Source organism: Sphingorhabdus profundilacus (assembly GCF_009769755.1).
In the GTDB taxonomy this organism is placed as follows: Bacteria; Pseudomonadota; Alphaproteobacteria; order Sphingomonadales; family Sphingomonadaceae; genus Sphingorhabdus_B; species Sphingorhabdus_B profundilacus.
The window spans coordinates 361,708-382,084 of the sequence record NZ_SDWJ01000002.1 but is presented as its reverse complement, the minus strand read 5'-3'; the positions used below and the strand labels follow the sequence as shown (position 1 = coordinate 382,084).

18 protein-coding genes are annotated in these 20,377 nt (G+C 59.2%); 6 read left to right on the top strand and 12 right to left on the bottom strand.

The window, feature by feature from the left end:
- Positions 1–80: 80 nt before the first annotated feature.
- From EUU23_RS09645 to EUU23_RS09635, 3 genes are all read right to left on the bottom strand, one after another.
- Complete coding sequence (locus EUU23_RS09645; protein WP_160353930.1) at positions 81–956, bottom strand: LysR substrate-binding domain-containing protein; 876 nt, start codon at positions 954–956, stop codon at positions 81–83.
- A gap of 231 nt (positions 957–1,187) precedes the next feature.
- Positions 1,188–2,501: an MFS transporter gene (locus tag EUU23_RS09640; RefSeq protein ID WP_160353929.1), complete on the bottom strand. Its 1,314-nt coding sequence runs from the start codon at positions 2,499–2,501 to the stop codon at positions 1,188–1,190.
- Positions 2,498–2,941: an antibiotic biosynthesis monooxygenase family protein gene (locus EUU23_RS09635; RefSeq protein WP_343032707.1), complete on the bottom strand. Its 444-nt coding sequence runs from the start codon at positions 2,939–2,941 to the stop codon at positions 2,498–2,500. The genes EUU23_RS09640 and EUU23_RS09635 overlap by 4 nt, the downstream gene beginning before the upstream one ends.
- 12 nt (positions 2,942–2,953) lie before the next feature.
- Between EUU23_RS09635 and EUU23_RS09630 the strand changes: the two genes are divergently transcribed.
- The gene (locus tag EUU23_RS09630) at positions 2,954–3,580 is read left to right on the top strand and encodes a class I SAM-dependent methyltransferase (protein ID WP_160353928.1); all 627 of its coding nucleotides are present in this window, start codon (positions 2,954–2,956) and stop codon (positions 3,578–3,580) included.
- A 30-nt stretch (positions 3,581–3,610) separates the two neighbouring features.
- Here the strand turns inward: EUU23_RS09630 and EUU23_RS09625 are convergent, their stop codons facing one another.
- Entirely contained in the window at positions 3,611–5,179 is a 1,569-nt protein-coding gene (locus tag EUU23_RS09625) for a class I adenylate-forming enzyme family protein (RefSeq protein ID WP_160353927.1), read from the bottom strand.
- A gap of 468 nt (positions 5,180–5,647) precedes the next feature.
- Between EUU23_RS09625 and gyrB the strand changes: the two genes are divergently transcribed.
- Both gyrB and EUU23_RS09615 read left to right on the top strand, forming a co-directional pair.
- The gene (gyrB, locus tag EUU23_RS09620; protein ID WP_160353926.1) at positions 5,648–8,218 is read left to right on the top strand and encodes a DNA topoisomerase (ATP-hydrolyzing) subunit B; all 2,571 of its coding nucleotides are present in this window, start codon (positions 5,648–5,650) and stop codon (positions 8,216–8,218) included.
- A 101-nt stretch (positions 8,219–8,319) separates the two neighbouring features.
- Positions 8,320–8,688 carry a septal ring lytic transglycosylase RlpA family protein gene (locus EUU23_RS09615; RefSeq protein ID WP_160353925.1) on the top strand — a complete coding sequence of 123 codons (369 nt, stop codon included), beginning with the start codon at positions 8,320–8,322 and terminating at the stop codon, positions 8,686–8,688.
- A gap of 10 nt (positions 8,689–8,698) precedes the next feature.
- Here EUU23_RS09615 and EUU23_RS09610 read toward each other — a convergent pair whose 3' ends face one another.
- Genes EUU23_RS09610 through EUU23_RS09595 form a run of 4 tightly spaced genes read right to left on the bottom strand, consistent with a single transcriptional unit; the run spans position 8,699 to position 12,224 of the window.
- Entirely contained in the window at positions 8,699–9,289 is a 591-nt protein-coding gene (locus EUU23_RS09610) for an ABC-type transport auxiliary lipoprotein family protein (RefSeq protein WP_218939581.1), read from the bottom strand.
- Between the two features lie 7 nt (positions 9,290–9,296).
- On the bottom strand, positions 9,297–10,277 hold the full coding sequence (locus EUU23_RS09605) for an MlaD family protein (protein WP_160353924.1): 981 nt from the start codon (positions 10,275–10,277) through the stop codon (positions 9,297–9,299).
- Positions 10,278–10,319: 42 nt separating this feature from the next.
- The gene (locus EUU23_RS09600) at positions 10,320–11,108 is read right to left on the bottom strand and encodes an ABC transporter ATP-binding protein (protein ID WP_160353923.1); all 789 of its coding nucleotides are present in this window, start codon (positions 11,106–11,108) and stop codon (positions 10,320–10,322) included.
- A 3-nt stretch (positions 11,109–11,111) separates the two neighbouring features.
- Positions 11,112–12,224: an ABC transporter permease gene (locus tag EUU23_RS09595; RefSeq protein ID WP_160353922.1), complete on the bottom strand. Its 1,113-nt coding sequence runs from the start codon at positions 12,222–12,224 to the stop codon at positions 11,112–11,114.
- Positions 12,225–12,302: 78 nt separating this feature from the next.
- Between EUU23_RS09595 and EUU23_RS09590 the strand changes: the two genes are divergently transcribed.
- Complete coding sequence (locus EUU23_RS09590; protein WP_246156414.1) at positions 12,303–12,989, top strand: HAD family hydrolase; 687 nt, start codon at positions 12,303–12,305, stop codon at positions 12,987–12,989.
- A gap of 247 nt (positions 12,990–13,236) precedes the next feature.
- Here the strand turns inward: EUU23_RS09590 and EUU23_RS09585 are convergent, their stop codons facing one another.
- The 4 genes from EUU23_RS09585 to pgeF all read right to left on the bottom strand — a co-directional run bounded on the left by EUU23_RS09585 (position 13,237) and on the right by pgeF (position 18,199).
- Positions 13,237–14,562, bottom strand: a complete 1,326-nt coding sequence (locus EUU23_RS09585) for a cystathionine gamma-synthase family protein (protein ID WP_160353921.1) — start codon at positions 14,560–14,562, stop codon at positions 13,237–13,239.
- A 535-nt stretch (positions 14,563–15,097) separates the two neighbouring features.
- Entirely contained in the window at positions 15,098–15,430 is a 333-nt protein-coding gene (locus EUU23_RS09580) for a hypothetical protein (protein WP_160353920.1), read from the bottom strand.
- 607 nt (positions 15,431–16,037) lie between these two features.
- Positions 16,038–17,438 (bottom strand): SLC13 family permease, encoded by a 1,401-nt coding sequence (locus EUU23_RS09575; protein ID WP_160353919.1) that lies wholly within the window; start codon positions 17,436–17,438, stop codon positions 16,038–16,040.
- A complete protein-coding gene (gene pgeF / locus EUU23_RS09570) occupies positions 17,435–18,199 on the bottom strand; it encodes a peptidoglycan editing factor PgeF (protein ID WP_160353918.1) in 765 nt (254 codons plus the stop codon). The genes EUU23_RS09575 and pgeF overlap by 4 nt, the downstream gene beginning before the upstream one ends.
- A gap of 77 nt (positions 18,200–18,276) precedes the next feature.
- Between pgeF and EUU23_RS09565 the strand changes: the two genes are divergently transcribed.
- Together EUU23_RS09565 and EUU23_RS09560 are read left to right on the top strand one after the other, a co-directional pair.
- Complete coding sequence (locus tag EUU23_RS09565) at positions 18,277–19,089, top strand: SDR family oxidoreductase (protein ID WP_160353917.1); 813 nt, start codon at positions 18,277–18,279, stop codon at positions 19,087–19,089.
- Between the two features lie 92 nt (positions 19,090–19,181).
- A complete protein-coding gene (locus EUU23_RS09560) occupies positions 19,182–19,979 on the top strand; it encodes an esterase/lipase family protein (RefSeq protein ID WP_246156413.1) in 798 nt (265 codons plus the stop codon).
- The last annotated feature ends 398 nt before the right edge of the window (positions 19,980–20,377 follow it).

Here is a 20,377-nt window from a genome sequence, read left to right as displayed (position 1 = left end):
CCTCCCGCAAGCGGGAGGGGAGAGAGAGCCATAATCCCCCCCCCGCCTGCGGGAGGGGAGTAATGGGCGCGAAGGTTTGGTCAGACCCCGGATTTTAACAGCCAGTCGTGGAAAATCTTGACCGCCCGTTGCTTGAGCGCGCGCGGACGGCACACAAACCAATAGCTATAAGGGCTTTCGACCTCGATATCGAACAACCGCGTCAGGCGCGGGTCGCGGGCGTCGGAAAAATGGCTGCCGTGCATGATGGCAACGCCCAGCCCGTTTGCCGCCGCCTCCAGCATCAACGGGCCGCTGTCGATATGGTCAATGGCCATCGGTTTCAACCTTGGCTGGCCTACCGCTTCGCGCCAAGCGTCAAAGATCATCGGCATATCGCTATGTACCATAACGGTATGTTTGCCGAGGTCTGCCGGGGTTTTGATATCTTGTTCCCTGGCCCATTCTTCGGACGCGATGGCGAAAACGACATTCCGGTCGAGCCGCACGCTGTATAATTTGGGGTCCACCTCGGCCGCGATGATGATCGCGGCATCGACGACATCGCCCAACAGATTTTCCGCATGGCCGGATGTATCGACATCGATATGCAGTTTCGGAAACGCCTTGCGTAGTGCAGGCAGCTTTGGAACCAGCCGCTGTGTTCCGAACAAGGGCAACACGCCAAGGCGCAGCCGATATTCGCCGCCGCGCCCTGCCAGTTCCTCGACCGCTTCGGCCATCGCATCCATCGCAGGCTCAACCGCTGCCAACAGCGCTTCGCCATCTGCATTGATGACCATCGCTTGCGCCCGCCGGTCAAATAACGGTTTTCCGATGAAATCCTCAAGGCCTTTGATGCGCCGGCTTAGCGCGGGCGGGGATAGCGAAAGCTCACTGGCGGCGGCTTTGGCCGAACCGAGTTTTGCGACGCGCAAAAAGGCTTCCAACGAGCGCAAGGGGGGTAAACGACGCATCACTACCTCCTAGAGAATTGTCGCGGTGCAACAAATACAGGTTTTTCATCGCATCTGCCCAAACAGTACGATTTTTCATTGTGAAATGCCTAATATGTAGTTGCACTTTGTGCAACCCAAATTGCATTGTTCGCACTTGCACAATAAGTGTTATGATGGCATATGGACCATGCCTTATAGGCATCCTCTCCTAAAAACTTATTCAGGGTCGGCCTCGGTCGACCCTTTTTTTTAGGCTTTTTCAATGGTTGGAACGACCAGGGCTCGTCGGCCCCACAGTATCAGGAACAGCAATGCTGCCCCGGTCAGGATGAACGTTGCCGGTTCCCAAAGATCAAGCAGTGCCACCCCTATCGCAGGTGCAACAATATAGGCGGCACCGTTGATCGAGGCAATTTTTCCCGCAATGTCACCCTGTTCATGTCGCCGAACTGCCAGCGAAGCGCCTGCGGTGAACCCTGGCCGGAACAGCCCGAAACCCAGTGACGCAATCGCAAATCCCGTGCTGATGCCATAAAAATCCTGACTGACGGCGGTCAGGCTCACGCCGATCAAGGCCAGCGCTGACCCCAGCAAAACCGAACTGCGCGCGGCCAGTGACAATATGGGGATCAAGCCCCACTGCGCCAATAATGTCGCCATCGCGCCGATCAGCATCACCGATCCACTGGCTTGCACTGCCTCCCAAGGGCGATCCTGAAGGCCAAGCCTGTCGCGCACCAAAAAACCCACAACGCCGAGCAAAATCGCCTGAGCATGCCCGCCAATCAGTCCGGCAATCAACCAGGGCAACAATCGTTCATCGCGCCATGGCAGGCGAATTTCGGTATCAGGCAACACGGAATCGAGCGCTTGGCCATCCGCCTGTTCAGGTTCCGGCGCATTCATCGAGGCCGAATTGGGATAGGCCGCGACGGCGCCGCGCGCGGCAAATCTTGGTGTGTCATTGGGTAACTGCAAATGCAATGCGATCAGCACCGCCACCCCGAACGCGGCAAACATGATGAGCGGACCGGCAAGCCCAAAGGGTGGAAACAACAGATAATGGGCCACAGCCGGACCAATAACGGTGCCAACGCCGAAGGAAGATGCCAGCATTGACAAAGCCTTGGTCCGTTCTTCCCGTTCCGTCCGGGCGGCGACATAGGCTTGGACTGCGGGTGGTGCTGCGGAACCAAAACCGCCGTAAAGGCTGCGGAATATAGCAAAAAAGATGAACGTCGCCACAGGGCCTATCCATCCGGCAAGCCCCATCCATAATGTCACTCCGCATAATCCCATGGAAGCGACAAAGCCGATGATGCCCACGCTCATCAGCTGCTTGCGGCCCCGGCGATCGGACATTCGCGCCCATTTTGGCGCGGTAATGACCCACAATAGCGCTGACCAGCTAAATGCCAGGCTGACCCAGACATCGGGCATTTCCAACTCGCTCGCAATGGCGGGCAGGGCCGATTGCATGGCTGTATTGCCGGCAGCAGCGACCAGCATTACAAGAAACAGCACGACAACGCGGCTGTTGGGAATGGCCGGAACCGCGCTCATGTCTTTTGCCAGTCATAGCTGCGCGTGATCATGGCGACATGCAGGCTATAGCTTGTGTACCAGCGGTCGCGTCCTGCCTCTCTTATCGCGATATGTTCCGGATGGTCGCGCCATGCTTTGGCGTCCGCTTCACTCGCCCAATAACTTATGGTTATGCCCAGCCCGTCATGCCCGCGCACCGAGTCTATCCCGATATAGCCCGGTTGACATGCCGACAGATCGCCCATTGCGGCCGCTGCGCGGGCATAACCGTCATCATCTTTCTCGCTACGTTGTGCGATGAACATCACCGATATCGTGCCGGAAGGAAGCGTACCCATGTGCAAGGCATAGAACTGTTTTATCGGGCGTTGCAACCCGTCGGCCGTACAATCTTTCGGATTGCGGTTGCATTCACCGCGCCGATTTGCAAGGTCACTGGCTTGTAATAAAATTGTCACGGAAACCCGTTCATGTCTTCAACCGCGCTCGCCAAACCGCCTCTTCTTGACCGCATCAAAGCGCGCGCCCGACGATTTTTGGGGCCTTGGGGGGTGTTCATCAAGGGTTTTTTGAAGCACCCTGTGATGGTGGGGGCGATCCTACCGTCATCTGGCGGCACCGTCGTCAAAATGCTGGCGCCTGTTGATTGGGCCCAAACCAAATTGTTCGTCGAATATGGACCTGGCGTCGGAACATTTTGCCAGCCGGTGCTTGATCATTTACGGCCCGACGCGACTTTGCTGGTCATCGATCTGAACGCGGATTTTATCGATTATTTGCGTAAAACCATCCGCGACAGCCGCTTTATCGCGGTGCATGGGTCTGCCGCTTGCGTGAATGAAATCATCGCGGAATTCGGTTTTCAACACGCAGATTATATCCTCTCGGGTCTACCGTTTTCAACGCTTCCCGACAATCTGGGACCGGTCATTGCGGAAAGTACCGCCCGTGCATTGCGTCCGGGCGGGGCCTTTCTGGTTTACCAATATCGCGCCCGCGCCCGCGATTTCATGGCACCCTTTTTCCGTAAAATCGACACTGGTATTTCGCTCACAAACATTCCTCCTTGCCATCTTTTCTGGGGATGGAAGGAATAGACCCGACGAACCCATGCCGCGCGGACATATTCACGGGGAAGGCAATTTCCCGGCCGCCAAATCGCGCAGGTCGGTTTTCAGCAGCTTGCCGATATGGCTGCGCGGCATTTCGGCAATTTCATGTAGCACGGACAGGCGCTGGGTCTTGCCAAGCTGCGCGTTGGTCGCGGCCAGCACGGCGGCGGTGTTCAAGGTCGCCCCCTTTGCCGGGGTGACAAAGCCGACCGGCGTTTCGCCCCATTGCTCGCTCGGCATGCCGATCACGGCGGCTTCCTCGACATCCGGATGCTGCATCAGCACCGTCTCCAGATCGACGGGGTAGATGTTGAACCCGCCCGAAATGATCATGTCCTTGGCGCGGCCGACCAGTTCGACAAAGCCGTCCTCATCGACCCGGCCGATATCGCCCATCCGCTGCCACCGGCCGCCCTCTTCGTCGTACCAGCTTGCTTCCTGCGTCTTTTCGGGCTGGTTCTGGTATCCCGACATCATCGTCGGCGACCGCCCGACCAGCTCGCCAATACTGCCCGGCGGCAGGCGGTTGCCATCCTCGTCGATCGTAAACACCTCGCTGCCGGGTGCCGGCTGGCCGACGGTGTGCAGCTTGTCGGGATATTTATGCGCGTGCAAAAGGCAGACGACGCCGCCCTCGGTCATCGAATAAATCTCGATCAGCGCCCCTGGCCAGCGGCGGACCACCTCGGCCTTCAATGCGGCGGAAAAAGGCGCGCTAGTGCAATATTTGATCTGGAAAGACGACAGGTCGAAGCGGTCGAACGCATCATATTCCATCAGGCGCTTATACTGCACCGGCACCAGCATGGTGTGCGTAATCCGCTCCCCCGCCGCGATCTTCAGATAGCGGGCCGCGTCGAATTTGGGCATCATGTAAAGGCTACCGCCATAGGCGAGCGTCGGCATTACCAGCGCGAGCGTCGTGTTCGAATAAAGCGGGGTAGAGATGAGCGATTTCTGCCCAGGCTCGCCATAGCCCGCATTGGTGCCGACGGCGGCATGCTTCCAGCGCATCCCGCGCGAATGGACAATGCCCTTGGGCGTACCGGTCGTGCCGCTGGAATAGATGATGTTGAACGGGTCGCTGGCGGTGCAGCCCATATCCGCGGGCGTCGCGCCTTCCTCCGCCATCCAGCCATATATGTCCGGTGCGTCGGGCAGGGGGGCATCCAGCATGATGGTTGTGAGCGGCGGCAGATCTTCCCCCGCCAGATCGGCGCGCTTGGATGCGTCAATGAACAGATGCATCGCGCCGCTGTCGCGCAGCATCGCGTTGAGCTGCGCGGGCGCGGCGGAGGTCGTGAGCGGCGCCGCGCAGCCGCCCGCCCGCACGGCGGCCAGATAGGCGAGCGCATAGCGGACCGAGGTCGCACCGAGGATTGCGACGGCCTGACCTTTCTGCAACCCGTCCCGCTGCAACTGCGCCGCCATCCGGTCGACCAGCGCCGCCACCTGACCCCAGGTTAAACTCTCCCGCCCGTCATCAAGCGCAACCCGCCCCGGCCGGTCCCGCCCCCAATGTGCAATCAAGTCGGGATAGGAACCAAAGGGTTTTTCAAGTTCGGCCTGTGGGTCAAGGGTCATTGGGTGCCTTGCTGTGTTTTGGAAATTTGGTTGTGCCAGTTTTTTCGTCAGAAGGAAGAAAGAAAAGAAGGAAAAAGGGGGTGGGTTCGAAAGGCTTTACGCGAAGTGGCGGAACTTACGCCGCGGTGGGGTAAATGAGGTGGGGACTAAGACCCTGAAACAAGTTCAGGGTGACGGGATGGGGGACTTGCGTACTTATATTGAGTTCAAAGCAGGTCACCAAAATTCTAATCGCTACCCACCGTCACCCTGAACTTGTTTCAGGGTCTTAGTTCTCTCGCCTCTTGGGACAGCCTGCACGCAATGTCTCCAATTCCACCCCTTTTTCCTTCTTTTTCTTCTTCCTTTTGACGAAATAATCCACGCAACATCGAAAAACCACCAACCACCTGATTTTAAAGATCAAATAGATGTGGAAAACGGTCGCATTAGCTTGGGTTTTGGCGCTCGTTCCCTTATAGTGTCACGATGAATGATATTCCCGAAGAGCGTACCGGCGATAGCGCCGCTTCCCCCAACCAGAATGAATATGGCGCCGACAGCATCAAGGTGCTGAAGGGGCTCGATGCCGTGCGTAAGCGGCCGGGCATGTATATTGGCGACACTGACGACGGGTCGGGTCTGCACCATATGGTGTTCGAGGTATCGGACAACGCGATTGACGAGGCGCTGGCCGGGCATTGCGATCTGGTGTTGATCGAACTCAACCCCGATGGATCGGTCAGTGTCGAGGACAATGGCCGTGGTATTCCCACCGGAATGCACAGCGAAGAAGGCGTGTCGGCAGCCGAGGTTATCATGACCCAGTTGCACGCGGGCGGTAAGTTTGAAAACACCTCCGACGACAATGCCTATAAGGTATCGGGCGGTCTGCACGGCGTGGGTGTGTCGGTTGTGAATGCCCTGTCCGAATTTCTCGAACTCACCATCTGGCGTGAAGGGAAAGAGCATTGGATGCGCTTCGAACATGGCGACGCTGTCGGCCCGTTGAAGGTGGTGGGCGATGCGCCATCCAACGGCTCTGGCGGCGTCAAGAAGGGCACGCGCGTGACCTTCATGGCCTCGACCGAGACGTTCAAAAATGTCCTCGAATTCGACTTTGACAAGCTGGAGCATCGCTATCGCGAACTGGCCTTCCTCAACTCGGGTGTCCGTATCCTGCTACGCGACAAGCGGCATGAGGAAATCAAGGAACATGACCTATATTATGAAGGCGGCATTGGCGCGTTCGTCAAATATCTCGACCGGAACAAGGCGGCTTTGCTGGCCGAACCTATCGCCATTTCGTCGCAGCGTGACGGTATAGGCATCGACGTCGCGCTGGAATGGAACGACAGCTATTATGAAAATGTGCTGTGCTTCACCAACAATATTCCGCAGCGCGACGGCGGCACGCACTTGGCGGCCTTCCGCTCCGCGCTGACCCGCACGCTGAACAATTATGCCGAAAAATCGGGCGTTCTGAAGAAAGAGAAAGTCACCCTGACCGGCGACGATATGCGCGAAGGTTTGACCGCCATTGTCTCGGTCAAATTGCCCGATCCCAAATTTTCGAGCCAGACCAAGGACAAGCTGGTCTCGTCCGAAGTGCGGCAGCCGCTGGAAAGCCTGATGGCCGACCGGATGAGCGAATGGCTGGAGGAAAATCCCGGCCATGCGCGCACGGTGATCCAGAAGGTGATCGACGCCGCCGCTGCCCGCGAAGCCGCGCGCAAGGCGCGTGAAGCCAGCCGCAAATCGGTGATGAGCGTTGCGTCGCTGCCCGGAAAGCTGGCCGATTGCCAGGAAAAAGATCCAGCGAAATCCGAACTCTTCCTGGTCGAAGGTGACTCCGCAGGCGGCTCGGCCAAGCAGGGCCGTGACCGCCATTATCAGGCGATCCTGCCGTTGAAGGGTAAGATCCTGAACGTCGAACGCGCGCGTTTTGACCGGATGCTGTCCTCCAAGGAAGTTGGCACGCTGATCCAGGCGATGGGCACCGGCATCGGGCGTGAGGATTTCAACATTGAAAAACTGCGCTACCACAAGATCGTCATCATGACCGACGCTGACGTCGACGGCAGCCATATCCGCACGCTGTTGCTCACCTTTTTCTACCGGCAAATGCCGGAGATTATCGAGAACGGCCATCTCTTCATCGCGCAGCCGCCTTTGTACAAGGTCGCCAAGGGACGCAGCGAAATTTATGTGAAGGATGACCGCGCGCTCGACGACCATCTGGTCGAAGTCGGCCTGAACGGTATCGTTCTGGAAGGCGCAGGCGGACAGCGCGCCGGTGCGGATCTGGGCGCTTTGGTCGACCATGCGCGCCGGATGCGTAGCCTGATGGCGTTCGTCCCGCGGCGCTATGACCCGACAATTGTCGAGGCGATGGCACTGACCGGCGCGCTCGACCCAGAGGCAAGCGACCGCAGCACCGCCGTCGCCAAGGCCGCCGCCTGGATGGGCGCGCAGGATGTTGAAGGCAAATGGACCGGCCGTGTTTCTGCTGATGGCGGTTATCATTTCGAACGGTTGTGGCGCGGCGTGACCGACCATCACATCATCGAAGCTGCCTTCCTGCTCTCCGCCGAAGCCCGTAAGCTGCACAGACTGGCGAGTGAGGAAAGCGCGAGCTACGAGACACCGGCGCGGCTGGTCAAAGCGGGCGGAGCCGCAGCGGTTGTCGAGGCAGAGCCCGAAACCGACAGCGAAGGCGAAGACATCACCGCCGTCGGCGATCAGGTGCAACGCGCCGTTACGCCAGCGGGCATTGGTAACAAGGGCGCGATCACCCGCCCATCCGAACTGCTCGACGCTGTGCTGGCTGCGGGTCGCAAGGGCCTGTCCATCTCGCGCTACAAAGGCTTGGGCGAAATGAACGCCGAACAGCTTTGGGAAACCACGCTCGACCCCAACCACCGCAGCCTGCTGCGCGTGGAGATTGACCAGGCGGATGTGGCCGACGACATCTTCACCAAATTGATGGGCGAAGTCGTCGAACCCCGGCGCGATTTCATCGTGGAAAATGCGCTGAACGTCGCCAATCTGGACGTTTGATTGGTCCCATCGCCTCGCCCCAATAATGGCCCGCCATATCGATAGGCGGATTGGCGGGTTTTGGACTTAGGCGTAAGCTGGGCGAATCGATGGAGGGGTCCATGAAAACTCGATTTCGCACGCTGCTTCTGGCGTTCGCCCTGCTGCCTGTTCTGGCGCAGGCGGGGGACATACGGCGTCATGTCGGCGACGGCATGGCCAGCTATTACAGCAATGAATTTGCAGGCAGCCGCACCGCCAGTGGGGAGCGTTTTGACCCCGCCGCATTCACCGCCGCACACCGCTCACTCGCCTTTGACAGCCGGGTTGCGGTCACCAATCTGGCCAATGGCAAGGAAGTCATCGTCCGTGTCAATGACCGCGGGCCGTGGGGCAAAGGGCGGATCATCGACATCAGCTATGCCGCAGCCCGCGAAATCGGGATGCACCGCAGCGGCACTGCCCGGGTGAAGCTGGAATTGCTGGATTAGGGTCAGGACCCTAGCCGATCCATGCGCTGATCTGGCTGGCCACGTCATTGGCGGCGGCGTTGAGGGCGCGGCCAGCTTCGCGGGCGTCAATGGCGCTGACAGGTTTGCGCGATTCAAAGCGTTTCTTTTCGACAGACTGGCCACGGTTGATCTTGACGGCGTCATAGACCACCACCGCTTCTGACTTGGATTCGTCAAGGCCGAACTCCAGCAGGCTACCTGACAGATACAGCTGCGCCTTGCCGCCGGCATCGGTTTCGTTGAGCACCAGCCGGTTGTTCTTCGCCGCGATATTTTCCATCAGCAGCATCTGCATCAGGCGTGACGGCTTGTCGGCCCAGACCGCGTCCTTGATATAGGCAATGTTGCTGTCGTCGACCTGCACCGGCACGCGGTTGGTGTCGAGCTTGCGCGGGGTTTCGGGCAGCAGGACGATCAGGGCCTCACCCGACGCACCGCTTTTGCTGGTTCCGCCCGCAACGCTGCTGTCGGATGTCAGCACCAGCATCGATGGCGGGGCCTTGCCGCCAAAGCTGACGCAGGCGGACAGGGCCAGAGCGGCGGTGGCGACACACAGGGCGTTTCGCAAAATCTTGGTCATGGTCATCTCAATTCCGTTTCCGGCCATCGGGCTTGTAATCGGGTAGCGCAGGCGCGCTGACGACACCGCCAAGGCCATTCTGGTCCACCCGCTCGGTCACCGATTTCAGCGACACCGACAATTCACGCAAGTCGCGGGCCAGTTGCGTGACCTCCGGCAAGGTTTGCGTGTTCAGCGTTTCGATCGCGGGATTGGCGTTGTTAAGCGTGGTTTCCAGCGCGGCAAGGCTGCCATTGGCGGAGCGCAATGTCTTGCGTAACTCTGCCATTAACGGCTTTCCATCGTTGTCGAGCAACTGGTTGGCGGAACCTGCCATCTTGGCCAGTTCATCCGCCGCCAGCCCTGCCTTTTGCAGGGTCAGGCGTGATTCCTGCACCGCGGCGCGCAGGTCGGGGGCTTGCGTCGCCAGTGATCCCGACAGGCTTTCGACATTGTCGAGAATCTGTTCAATCGACTGCTGATTCTTGTCCGAAAGGATGTTGGTCAGCCGCTCGGTCAGGGTCGACAGACGTTCGAGCAACAGGGGCGCATTGTTCAGCAATTCGCCCAATGCACCGGGCTTGGTGGGAATGACCGGAACGCCAGTGGGGCAGGCGGATTTAGGATTATCCTTGGGGCATTGCAGCGGCGGCGCGTCCTTGACGGCGCCATCAAGCTGGATTTCAGACACGCCGGTGAAGCCGACGCCATTGATCGTGGCCACGGTGCCGAGCAGAATGGGTACTTCGTCTTTGATCGTGATGCGGACACGGACGAAATCGGGGTCCGGTTCCCATAATTCGATGCTTTTGATTTCACCGACCGGCACGCCGGAAAAGGACACGCCTGACCCCTTGGCCAGGCCGTTCACCGACTGCTGGAAGAAGATGTCATATTCTTTCTTGCTGCCTTCACCTGCACGCGAAAGCCACACGGTGAATCCGGCGAGCAGCGCCAGCAGCAGCAAAGTGACCGCACCGACCACTACATAATTGGATTTCGTTTCCATCGCCCCGTCTTATGGCCTTCCTAGCAAGTGATTGTCCACGACCTATTTGTCGACGCGCTTTGCATGTCCTCTGCGTGCTGCGCGCCCGCGCGGGCCGCTGAAATATTCCTTGATCCATGGATGATCGGTCGCCAGCAAGTCCTCAATCGGACCGATGGCAATCACCTTATGGTCGGCGAGCACCGCGACCCGGTCACAAATGGCATATAATGTGTCGAGGTCGTGGGTAATCAGGAACACCGTTAACCCCAAGGTTTCCTTGAGGTTCCGGGTCAGATTGTCGAAATTCGCCGCGCCGATGGGGTCAAGACCTGCCGTCGGCTCGTCCAGAAACAACAGTTCGGGGTCCATCGCAAGTGCCCGTGCGAGCCCTGCACGTTTACGCATTCCGCCCGATAACTCCGACGGATATTTATGCGCTGCCTCAGGCGGCAGGCCGCTTAAGTGGATTTTGTACCGGGCGATTTCCTCCAGCAAATCGGTGCTGAAATCGGGGTAGAATTCGCGCAAGGGTACCTGCACATTTTCGGCGACGGTCAGGGTCGAGAACAGCGCGCCGCCCTGAAACAGGACGCCCCAGCGGCGGCGGACGTCGGTCGCCTCATCCTCTTCCTTGCCGATCATTGCTTCGCCAAAGACATGGATATCGCCCGCGGTCGGCTCCTGAAGCCCGATGATCGAGCGCATCAGCACGGACTTGCCGGTGCCCGATCCGCCCACGACGCCGAGTATCTCTCCCTGCCGGACATCGAGGTCAAGGTCTTTATGGATGATCTGGTCGCCAAAGCTGTTGCACAGACCTTGCACCGAGATGATGTCATCGCCCGCCATCGCTTAGTCCCAGCCGATTTCGCTGAAGAAGACCGCGAAAAAGGCGTCGAGGACGATGACGAGGAAGATCGCCTGCACCACCGCGGCGGTGGTTTTCAGGCCGACCTGTTCGCTATTGCCTTCGACCTGCATCCCCTGAAAGCAACCGGCCATGGCGATGATCGCGCCGAACACCGGCGCCTTGATCATGCCGATCCAGAAATCGGTCATCGGCGTCACTTCACGCAGGCGGATGACAAAGGTCGCAGGCGGGATTTCGAGGATGATCCAGCACAGCAGCCCGCCGCCGATAATCGCCATCAGTGACGCATAAATGCCCAGCAGCGGCATCATGATCACCGCCGCGATGACACGCGGTACGACCAGCGCTTCTGCCGGGACGACGCCGATGGTCCGCATTGCGTCGATTTCTTCGGTGATTTTCATGGTCCCGATCTGCGCCGCGAAGGCCGAGCCCGAGCGGCCCGCGACCATGATGGCGGTCATCAAAATGCCGAGCTCGCGGAAAGTGAGACGGCCGACGAGGTTGATCGTGAACACCTCGGCCCCGAACTGCCGCAACTGTACCGCGCCCTGTTGCGCGATGACGATGCCGATCAGGAAGCTCATCAGACCGATAATCCCGAGTGCGCGCACGCCGACCATGTCGAAATGCTGCACGACGGAGTGCCAGCGGAACCGGCCGGGATGGAGTATCAGAATCGCAGAGGCTTTGACGACCTGGCCCACAAAGCCGAGAAAATGCAAAAGAGTTGTAAAGGCAACGACAACGCCTTCGCCGATTTCGCCGAGAAAATGCGCGAGCGTTGACCTGCGGACTGGCGCTATAGATTCTGTCTGGTCGACGCCACTGACGGCCTCGATCAGGCGGGCCGCATCCATATGTGCGTTTACTATTTGTGCCCCGCTTTGTTTCGCGGTCCGATATATCAGCCATGCGCCAACGGTATCTATGTGGGTGACATCGCCCAAATCGATCTGCATGACAGAATCGGAAAGGGCGTGCAGTCGGCTGTCCAGATCGCCGATCGTTGCAATGGCCAGGTTCCCCGAAAAACGGAGAATGTTGCCTCCATCGGGAAGTGATTCCTGAATAAAGTCTGCCGAGTGAACCATGTCGGTATAACTGGCGCATAATCAACACTATCACAAGCCTGTAGACATTTGCTCGCGGATTGTGCCTGTAGACGCAGCATGACGACTCCTGCCAAAACCCTGCTTGCCATTTACGACATGGACAAAACGGTCACCCGCCGGGCGACCTATAATGGATTTCTGCTGCACATGGCATTGAACAAGTCGCCGTGGAGATTGGTCCTATTGCCGCTGCTACCTGTCGGTCTGGCGCTTTACGCGCTGAAGATATGGGATCGCGCCCGGTTGAAGCAATTCGCGCAGATGCTGCTGATCGGCCACCGCGTGCCGCCCGAAAAATTCGCCCGCTATCTCGAAAGCCATGCCGATCTGGTGGTGGGCAAGAATGTCTATCCGCAATTGCGCGAGCGGGTGGCGGCGGAGAAGGCGGCGGGATACCGCCATGTCATGGCAACCGCATCCTATCGCCTCTATGTCGAGGCGATTGCCCACCGGCTCGGCTTCGACGATGTCATCGCCACCAACCTTGCCAAGAACAGCAGCGGCCATGTGCTGGCGCGGATCGACGGGCATAATTGCTACGACGCGGCGAAACTCGACCTCGTCAAGGCGTGGATGCAGGCGCAGGGCATCAAGCGCGAAGACTGCTACATCCGCGCCTATTCCGACCATGTCTCTGACGCGCCGTTGCTCGGCTTTGCCGACGAACCCTTCGCCACCAACCCCCACGGCCCGCTCACCCAGATGGCCAAGGCCAACGGATGGACGATATTGGACTGGCGTTAGAGTTGGGGGCGTCGGCTTAGTCCGCCACCCGGCATTCTCCCATTACTCCCCGTCACTCCACGTCACCCTGAACTTGTTTCAGGGTCTATTCGTCAGCCCTTTTCCGAACCGGTAGTGACAAGCCAACCGAAGCCGCACTGTGGCGCTGCCGATCAGGCCGCAGGGCATATCTGCACAATGGACCCTGAAACAAGTTCAGGGTGACGGAGGTTGAGAAGTGGCCACTCAGCGCTTAAGCCACGCCTTTTTAAACCAACGCCAACGCCTGGTCGAAATCGGCGATCAGGTCATCGGGGTCTTCAATCCCGATCGAAATCCGCACCAGATTGTCGGTAATCCCCAGCGCGTCCTTGCGCTCCTGCGGGACGGACAGGTGCGTCATCGCCGCGGGATGGCTGGCGAGTGTTTCGGTGCCGCCGAGGCTGACCGCGAGCTTCGCGATTTTCAGCGCGTCGAGGAAGCGGAAGCTTTCCGCCTCGCCGCCGCGGATGAACAGCGAGAAGGTCGACCCTGCGCCGCTGCAATGGCGGTTGTAGATATCCTGCTGCCGCGGATCGTCGATCATGCCGAGATAGCCCAGCCCCTCGACCTTTGGATGCGCCTTCAGAAAGGCGCAGACCTTCGCCGCATTCTCGCCCGCCCGCGTCATGCGCAGTTCGAGCGTTTCCAGACTGCGCAGCAACATCCACGCGGTATTGGGGTCGCAGATCGTGCCGATGACATTGCGCATCGGCCGGATGATGTTGATCAGCGTCTGATTGCCCGAAACGCCGCCTGCGACCAGATCGGAATGCCCGCCCGCATATTTGGTAAGGCTGTAGACGACCAGCTCGGCGCCCTGCTTGATCGGCTGCTGCCACAGCGGGCCCAAAAAGGTGTTGTCGATGGCAATGGCGGGTTTTTGGTCGCCCGGGAACGCTGCATCGCGCGAGGCGCGCACCGCCTCCACATCGACCAGCGCGTTGGTCGGGTTGGCAGGGCTTTCCAGATAGACTAGCGCCACCTTGCCGCCCTTTTCGGCGGCCAGAGCCTTGGCCTGATCCATCATGCTGTCAATCTCTTCACGCGTCGCACCCGCCGGAAAGTCGAGGAAGGACACGCCAAAGCGCGACAGGATGCGCGCGATCAGCGTCTCGGTCGCCGCATAGAGCGGACCCGAATGGACGATCACGTCATTCTGACCGACCAGCGCCAGCAACATGGTCGCAATCGCGGACATGCCGCTGGAGAAAACTAGACTGTCGTCCGCCTCGTCCCAGACCGCGAGACGGTCTTCCAATATTTCCTGATTGGGTCCGTTGAAGCGCGAATAGACAAGGCCATCGGCCGGGCCTTCACGCTTGCCGGTGATATGTTCAAAAAACTTCTTCCCCGCCGCCGCGCTTTCAAAGGCGAAGGTGGAGGTCAGGAAAATCGGCGGCTTCAGCGAGCCTTCGGACAGGGTGGGGTCATAACCATGCCCCATCATCAACGTCGACGGCTTCAGCCTGCGGCCGCCAATGGTTTCAATATCCGCCTTGGGTTTACGGCGCGAGGCAGGGGCGGCGATGGGGGGTGTTTTGCTATCAGTCACGGGGTTCTCCTATTTCCCCATGTCATAACATTATTTGTTACAATTGAAACTAAATTACGTGAGGGGGCTAGAAGGAAGAAGGGGAAAAAGGAAGAAGGCGTGGTGCGGGGCTGCGCCGTTGGAGGAGGGAGGCGAGGGGGTTTTGGTTCTTTTGCGTGGCGAGTCGAACCCAAAACCCGTCACCCTGAACTTGTTTCAGGGTCCATTTTTCAGTCCTATTCTGCGCGCTGTGTGGCAAACCAAACTGGGACGCACGGTTGTTTGATAATGCACCGGTCGTGGCCGCTTCACGATGGACCCTGAACCAAGTTCAGGGTGACGTTGTTTTCGAGGGATTGTTCGACCGCAAAAGAATTTCCCGCCGCAATGCCGCGCCCGATTAGTCTCACACAAAGACGCGAAGACACAAAGATAAGGGGTAAGGAGAGGAGTTTCTGAACAAACGGCCGGTTTCAGTGTGGCTAAACGCTGACGGGAATGGCTGGAATGTTGTGGATAGCGGACAGAGTTGATGGTTTATGTGGAGTACCCCAAATTATGAGAAGTCAGGAAGTATTCCTGAAAAGCACAGTGTTACAGCCAACGAGTGCAGCACTACCAAACTGAGTGCGATAATAAGATTGGATCGTGCAAAGGCCCAGCCAATAATCGCTCCGTAGAGTGGAAACTGGAAAAACGCCAATCCAAACCCGAATGCTCCGATTTGCCCTGCAATGAGTGTTAACATAGGCAGCGGAAATAAAGCTCGCGCAGCAACATAATCTCCGTGTCCTGCTCCGGCCGAAACGAGAGCCAGCCATAGGCTCGGCAGTTCGACCAAAAACCCGACAGCAGTGCCGATTGCGATAGGTTTGTTCTCAGGTTTCATGGGTACTGGTTAGTGGGTGAACCGACGGTCCGCAACGTGAACTAAAGTGCGGGCCCCACCAACACAACGTCAACGTCAACGACAACGCAGTCTTTGTTTTGCTCAGTTACGACGTGCCACGCGTCTGCTGTGTGCAACAAAAATACCGACTTTGGATAGGCGCTGCAGTCGGAAATGGGAAAGTCAACTTCATGTGAGTAAAGCAGAGTGAACCCTGACCTTTCCATTGTGTCGATAGCTACATCGATTTGTTTGTTTTCTATATCTGGAACATCTGGACCAAAAATCTCAAAAAACGCGATATACGCCAAGCAAGCCGAAATTAGCGCAACGAGTAGAGAGATAAAAAACCTATTCAAAGCGTCCCCCTGTTGCTGCAGCCGTTTTCGATCCACATGGCTCCAACCTAACTGCTTCCGCTATGTCCGCAATGTTGTCGTGTCCGGACAGTCCGCTTCTATTTCATAGTCTCAATTAGCTGCCCTACGTTCAACCAAAGCGCCCCGCCCAAAGCGAAAACCTCCGCCTTCTTCTTTTTAGCGAACCAAAAACACACCCTAAGCCATCAAGCCCCCACCTACCGTGGCACCCCGCAACCAACCAAATCCTAAATCAACCCAACCACCCAAATCACCCCGACAATCAACGGTATCCCCGCAATATCCAGCAGGAATCCGGCCTTCACCATCTTGGGCAGGGCGATGTGGCCGGTGGACCAGGCGATGGCGTTGGGGCCGGTGCCCGATGGCATCATGAAGCCCCAGCTTGCGGCCATCGAGGCGGCCATGGCCATCAGCCAGGGGTCCGCGCCGGTGGCGGTGACGAGGCCGGCGACGACGGGCAGGATGCCGCTTGCCGTGGCGACGTTGCTTGCAAATTCGGTGATCAGGATGACCAGCGCGGTCAGTGCGAGGGCGATGATGACCGGGTGGACCGTGGACAGGGGTTCAAGCGCCTCGCCCAGCCATGCGGCCAGACCGGATTCGGTTATCCCCGCCGCTAGTGCAAGTCCGCCGCCGAACATCATGATGACGCCCCACGGCGCGCGGTCGGCCTCTTGCCAGACCAGCAGCGGACGGCCCGTGCCATCGGGGACGAGGAACAGCAGCAATGATCCCGCAATGGCGATGCTGCCATCGGTTATCCCGCCCTTGGGCAGATAGGGTTCGATCAGCGGCTGGCCAATCCATGCGCTGATGACGAGCAGGAAAATCGGCACCAGCCGCCGTTCGGCGACCGACATGGGCTGCGGCTTGCCAATGGCGGCACGGGCGGCGTCGACGTCGAAGCTGCCTGCGCTGACCTTTTGCACGCGCATCAGGATGAAGGCGCAGAGCGGAATGCCGAGCAATACGATGGGCAGGCCATATTGCATCCACGTCACGAAGCTGATCTGGATGCCCAATTGCTTTTCGACCAGCCCCGCCGCGATGGCGTTGGTGGGCGATCCGACCAGCGTGCCCAGACCGCCAATGCTCGCGGCAAAGGCAACCCCCATGATCAGCGCGCCGGGCAGGCCGTCGGTCTCGCCTTCTTTCACGCCGCCTGCCGCCAGAACGGCAATGGCAATCGGCACCATGATCAGCGCGATGGAGGTGTTGGACATCACCATGCTGAGCAAGGCGGTCGAGCCCATGAAGGCAATCATCAGCCCCTGCACGCTATGGCCCGAACGGCCCAAGATCGCGAGCGCCACGCGCCGGTGCATGCCCGTCCGTTCAATCGTCAGCGCCAGAAACGCGCCGCCCAAAATCAGGAACAGGGTCGGCGAATAATATTCCTTCGCCACGTCCCCCGCGGTCAGCACGCCCATCAGCGGCAAAGCAAGAAAGGGTAGCAGCGCCGTCACTGTCAGGGGCAGGGCCTGCGTCATCCACCATGTAGCCATCAGCAAAGTGAGCGCCGCGACATTCCACGCCGACGTTTCCATCCCCGACGGTGCGGGGACCAGCAGCATGGCAACAAAGACCAGCAGGCCGCCCCAGAAACCCACACGATTCGCGGTCATGCAGGCAGGCCGATCAGCGAAATCTGGCGGCCATAGCCGGGCTCGTCCTTGTGGCAACTGCGGCGATAGCTGAAGAAGCGGTCGGGCTGGCTATAGGTATCCTCGCCCAGACATTCGATCTGCGTGACCCCCGCCTGCGCCAGCCGCGCGGCGACATAGCCTTCGATATCGAACTGGTAATGGCCGGGCTTGCCATCGGAAAAGAACCGCTCATTCTCCGGATTTTCATCCACAAAACGCTGGTAGAAAGCGGCATCCACCTCATAGCTTTTTTGCGCAATGCACGGGCCGATGGCGCAGCGGATGCGGGCGCGGTCGGCGCCGAGGGCCTCCATCGCGGCCAGGGTGTTGTCGGTGACGCCGAAGATCGCGCCTTTCCATCCGGCATGGGCCGCACCGATCACGCCTGCTTGCGCATCGGCGAACAGCACCGGCACGCAATCGGCGGTGACAATGCCGAGCAACAGGCCGGGACGGTTCGTAACCATGGCATCGCCCTTGGGCGGGTCTTCGGGGTCGATGGCCCCTGTGATCGTCACGACATCGGGGGAATGGATCTGGTAAACGCGGGCAATGTCGGCACCCGCAAGCACGGCGTCCCCTGCACGGCGGCGGTTTTCGAGGACAGCCTCGCGCTCATCCTCTGACCCCAGCCCGACATTCAGGCCCGCATAGATTCCGGTGGACACGCCACCCACGCGCCCGAGAAAACCGTGCGGGACATCGCCCAGCATCCGTGCCCTGATAACTTCGACGCTCATCGCTTCTGCTTCTCCCTTTGGGCTTCATTGCAAGTGCGGCGCTTGACGGCAAGCCATTAGATTGCGAACCATGGGCTATGAACAGGCATATGCTGATTTTCGGAATGGGATACACCGCGTCGCGGCTGGCCGAACGGCTTCGCGCGGACGGGTGGCGGGTCACGGGCACAAGGCGGATGAGCGGGGAGGGCGCTGTCGCCTTTGATGACCGCTATGCCGTGCTCGACGCGCTGGCAAGTGCCACGCATATCCTGTCGAGCGTGCCGCCGCTGGTCGAGGGCGTTGATCCCGTACTGGCGGCCTATGGTGGGGAAATTGTGCGTAGCGGGGCGGCGTGGACAGGCTATCTGTCGTCGACCGGCGTTTATGGCGACACCGGTGGCGCTTGGGTGGATGAAAGCGCACCCATTGGCCAGGGTCGGCGGACCGCACGGGCCGAGGCGGATCTGGCATGGCAGGCATTGCGGCCGGATATGCACGTCTTTCGCCTGCCGGGCATTTACGGACCGGGCCGCTCCGCGCTTGACCGGGTGCGCGAGGGCAAGGCGCACCGGATCGACCTGCCGCACCAGATTTTCAGCCGCATCCATGCCGATGATATTGGTGGCGCGGTGATCGCCTCCTTTGCAGGCGCACCCGGCGTCTATAATATTGCCGACGATCTGCCGGCGTCACAAAATGCGGTGATCGAATATGCCTGTGACCTGTTGTGCCTGCCCTGGCCGCCGCTCCGGACATTGGAGGAGGCGCAGCTATCGCCGATGGCGCGGGGCTTTTATGCCGAAAACCGGCGTATATCGAACGGAAAGGCCAAGCGCGTGCTCGGCTGGGTGCCCACTTATAGCGATTATAAACAGGGGCTTAGTGCCTTGCGGGCCGAGGGCCTGTAAAAAAGCGGATTGACCGTTGCGGAACTATCGGCCTAGCCTTGCGTTAATTCGGTAGCAGACCGGACGTTACTGTTGTTAACGGGAGAATTATTTTGGCAACTATCGCCGCTGATTCCAACATGGGTGCCATCAAAGCCCCTTCACTTTTACTGATATTGAGCGAGCTTCCGCGGGCCTTGCTGGAAACGGGATCGCTGCCTTGGGCCGCTCCGTTTTTGTTGCAGGCACCCAAGGGTGACGGACATCCGGTGATGCTGCTGCCGGGCTTTATGGCTTCGGAATTTTCGATGCGCGCCTTGCACAGTTACCTCAAAAAACTGGGCTATGATCCCTATCACTGGGAATTGGGCCGCAATCTGGGGCATAAGGCGGTCGGGCAGGAAGGCGAAAAAATGATTGCCCGCCTTGATGAAATCTATGCCAAAACTGGCAAGAAAGTGAGCCTTGTCGGCTGGTCATTGGGTGGATCGTTCGCCCGGATGCTGTCGCGCCGCCGCCCCGACCATATCCGTCAGGTCATTTCGCTCGGCTCACCGATTACTGGCACGCCCAAATCGACCAATGCATGGCGCGCCTATCAATATGTGACAGGGCAAAAGCTGGATGATCCCAAGATGCAGGAACAGGTCAGCGAAGGCCATGCCGTCCCGCCGGTGCCTTCAACGGCGATTTTCTCCCGTACCGACGGCGTCGTCGCCTGGCAGAATTCGCGCGAGCCCAAGTCAGCGACCACCGACAATATCGAAGTGCGCGGCAGCCATTGCGGATTGGGCGCAAACCCCGCCGTGCTCTGGGCAATCGCCGACCGTTTGGCCCAGCCAGAAGACGGCTGGAAACCCTTCGAACGCACCGGCGCACGGGCGTTGGTGTATCCGTCTTCGGGGCATTGAAGCTTAAGGTGGGGGTTTAATTCGCGCAAAGGCGCGAAGGAATACCCACCCCTTTCAAACGCACACCGAACCGCTACCTTGAACATACAAAACCGTCACCCTGAACTTGTTTCAGGGTCCATCGTGCAGATGCACCCTTTGTGTGAAATAGCACCCAACCGTGCGTCACAGTTTGGCTTGTCACGACGGACGCAGGAATAGGCTGTTACATGGACCCTGGAACGCAGTCACCGAAGGTGAAACAAGTTCAGGGTGACGGGAGTGGGAGTTAGTGCGCCTTTCTCCCCTCCCGCTTGCGGGAGGGGCCGGGGGAGGGTGACTCGGCGAGGTCGCAAGGCGGACCTACGGCCCGCCCCCTCCCCTAACCCCTCCCGCAAGCGGGAGAGGGATTGGTTCAC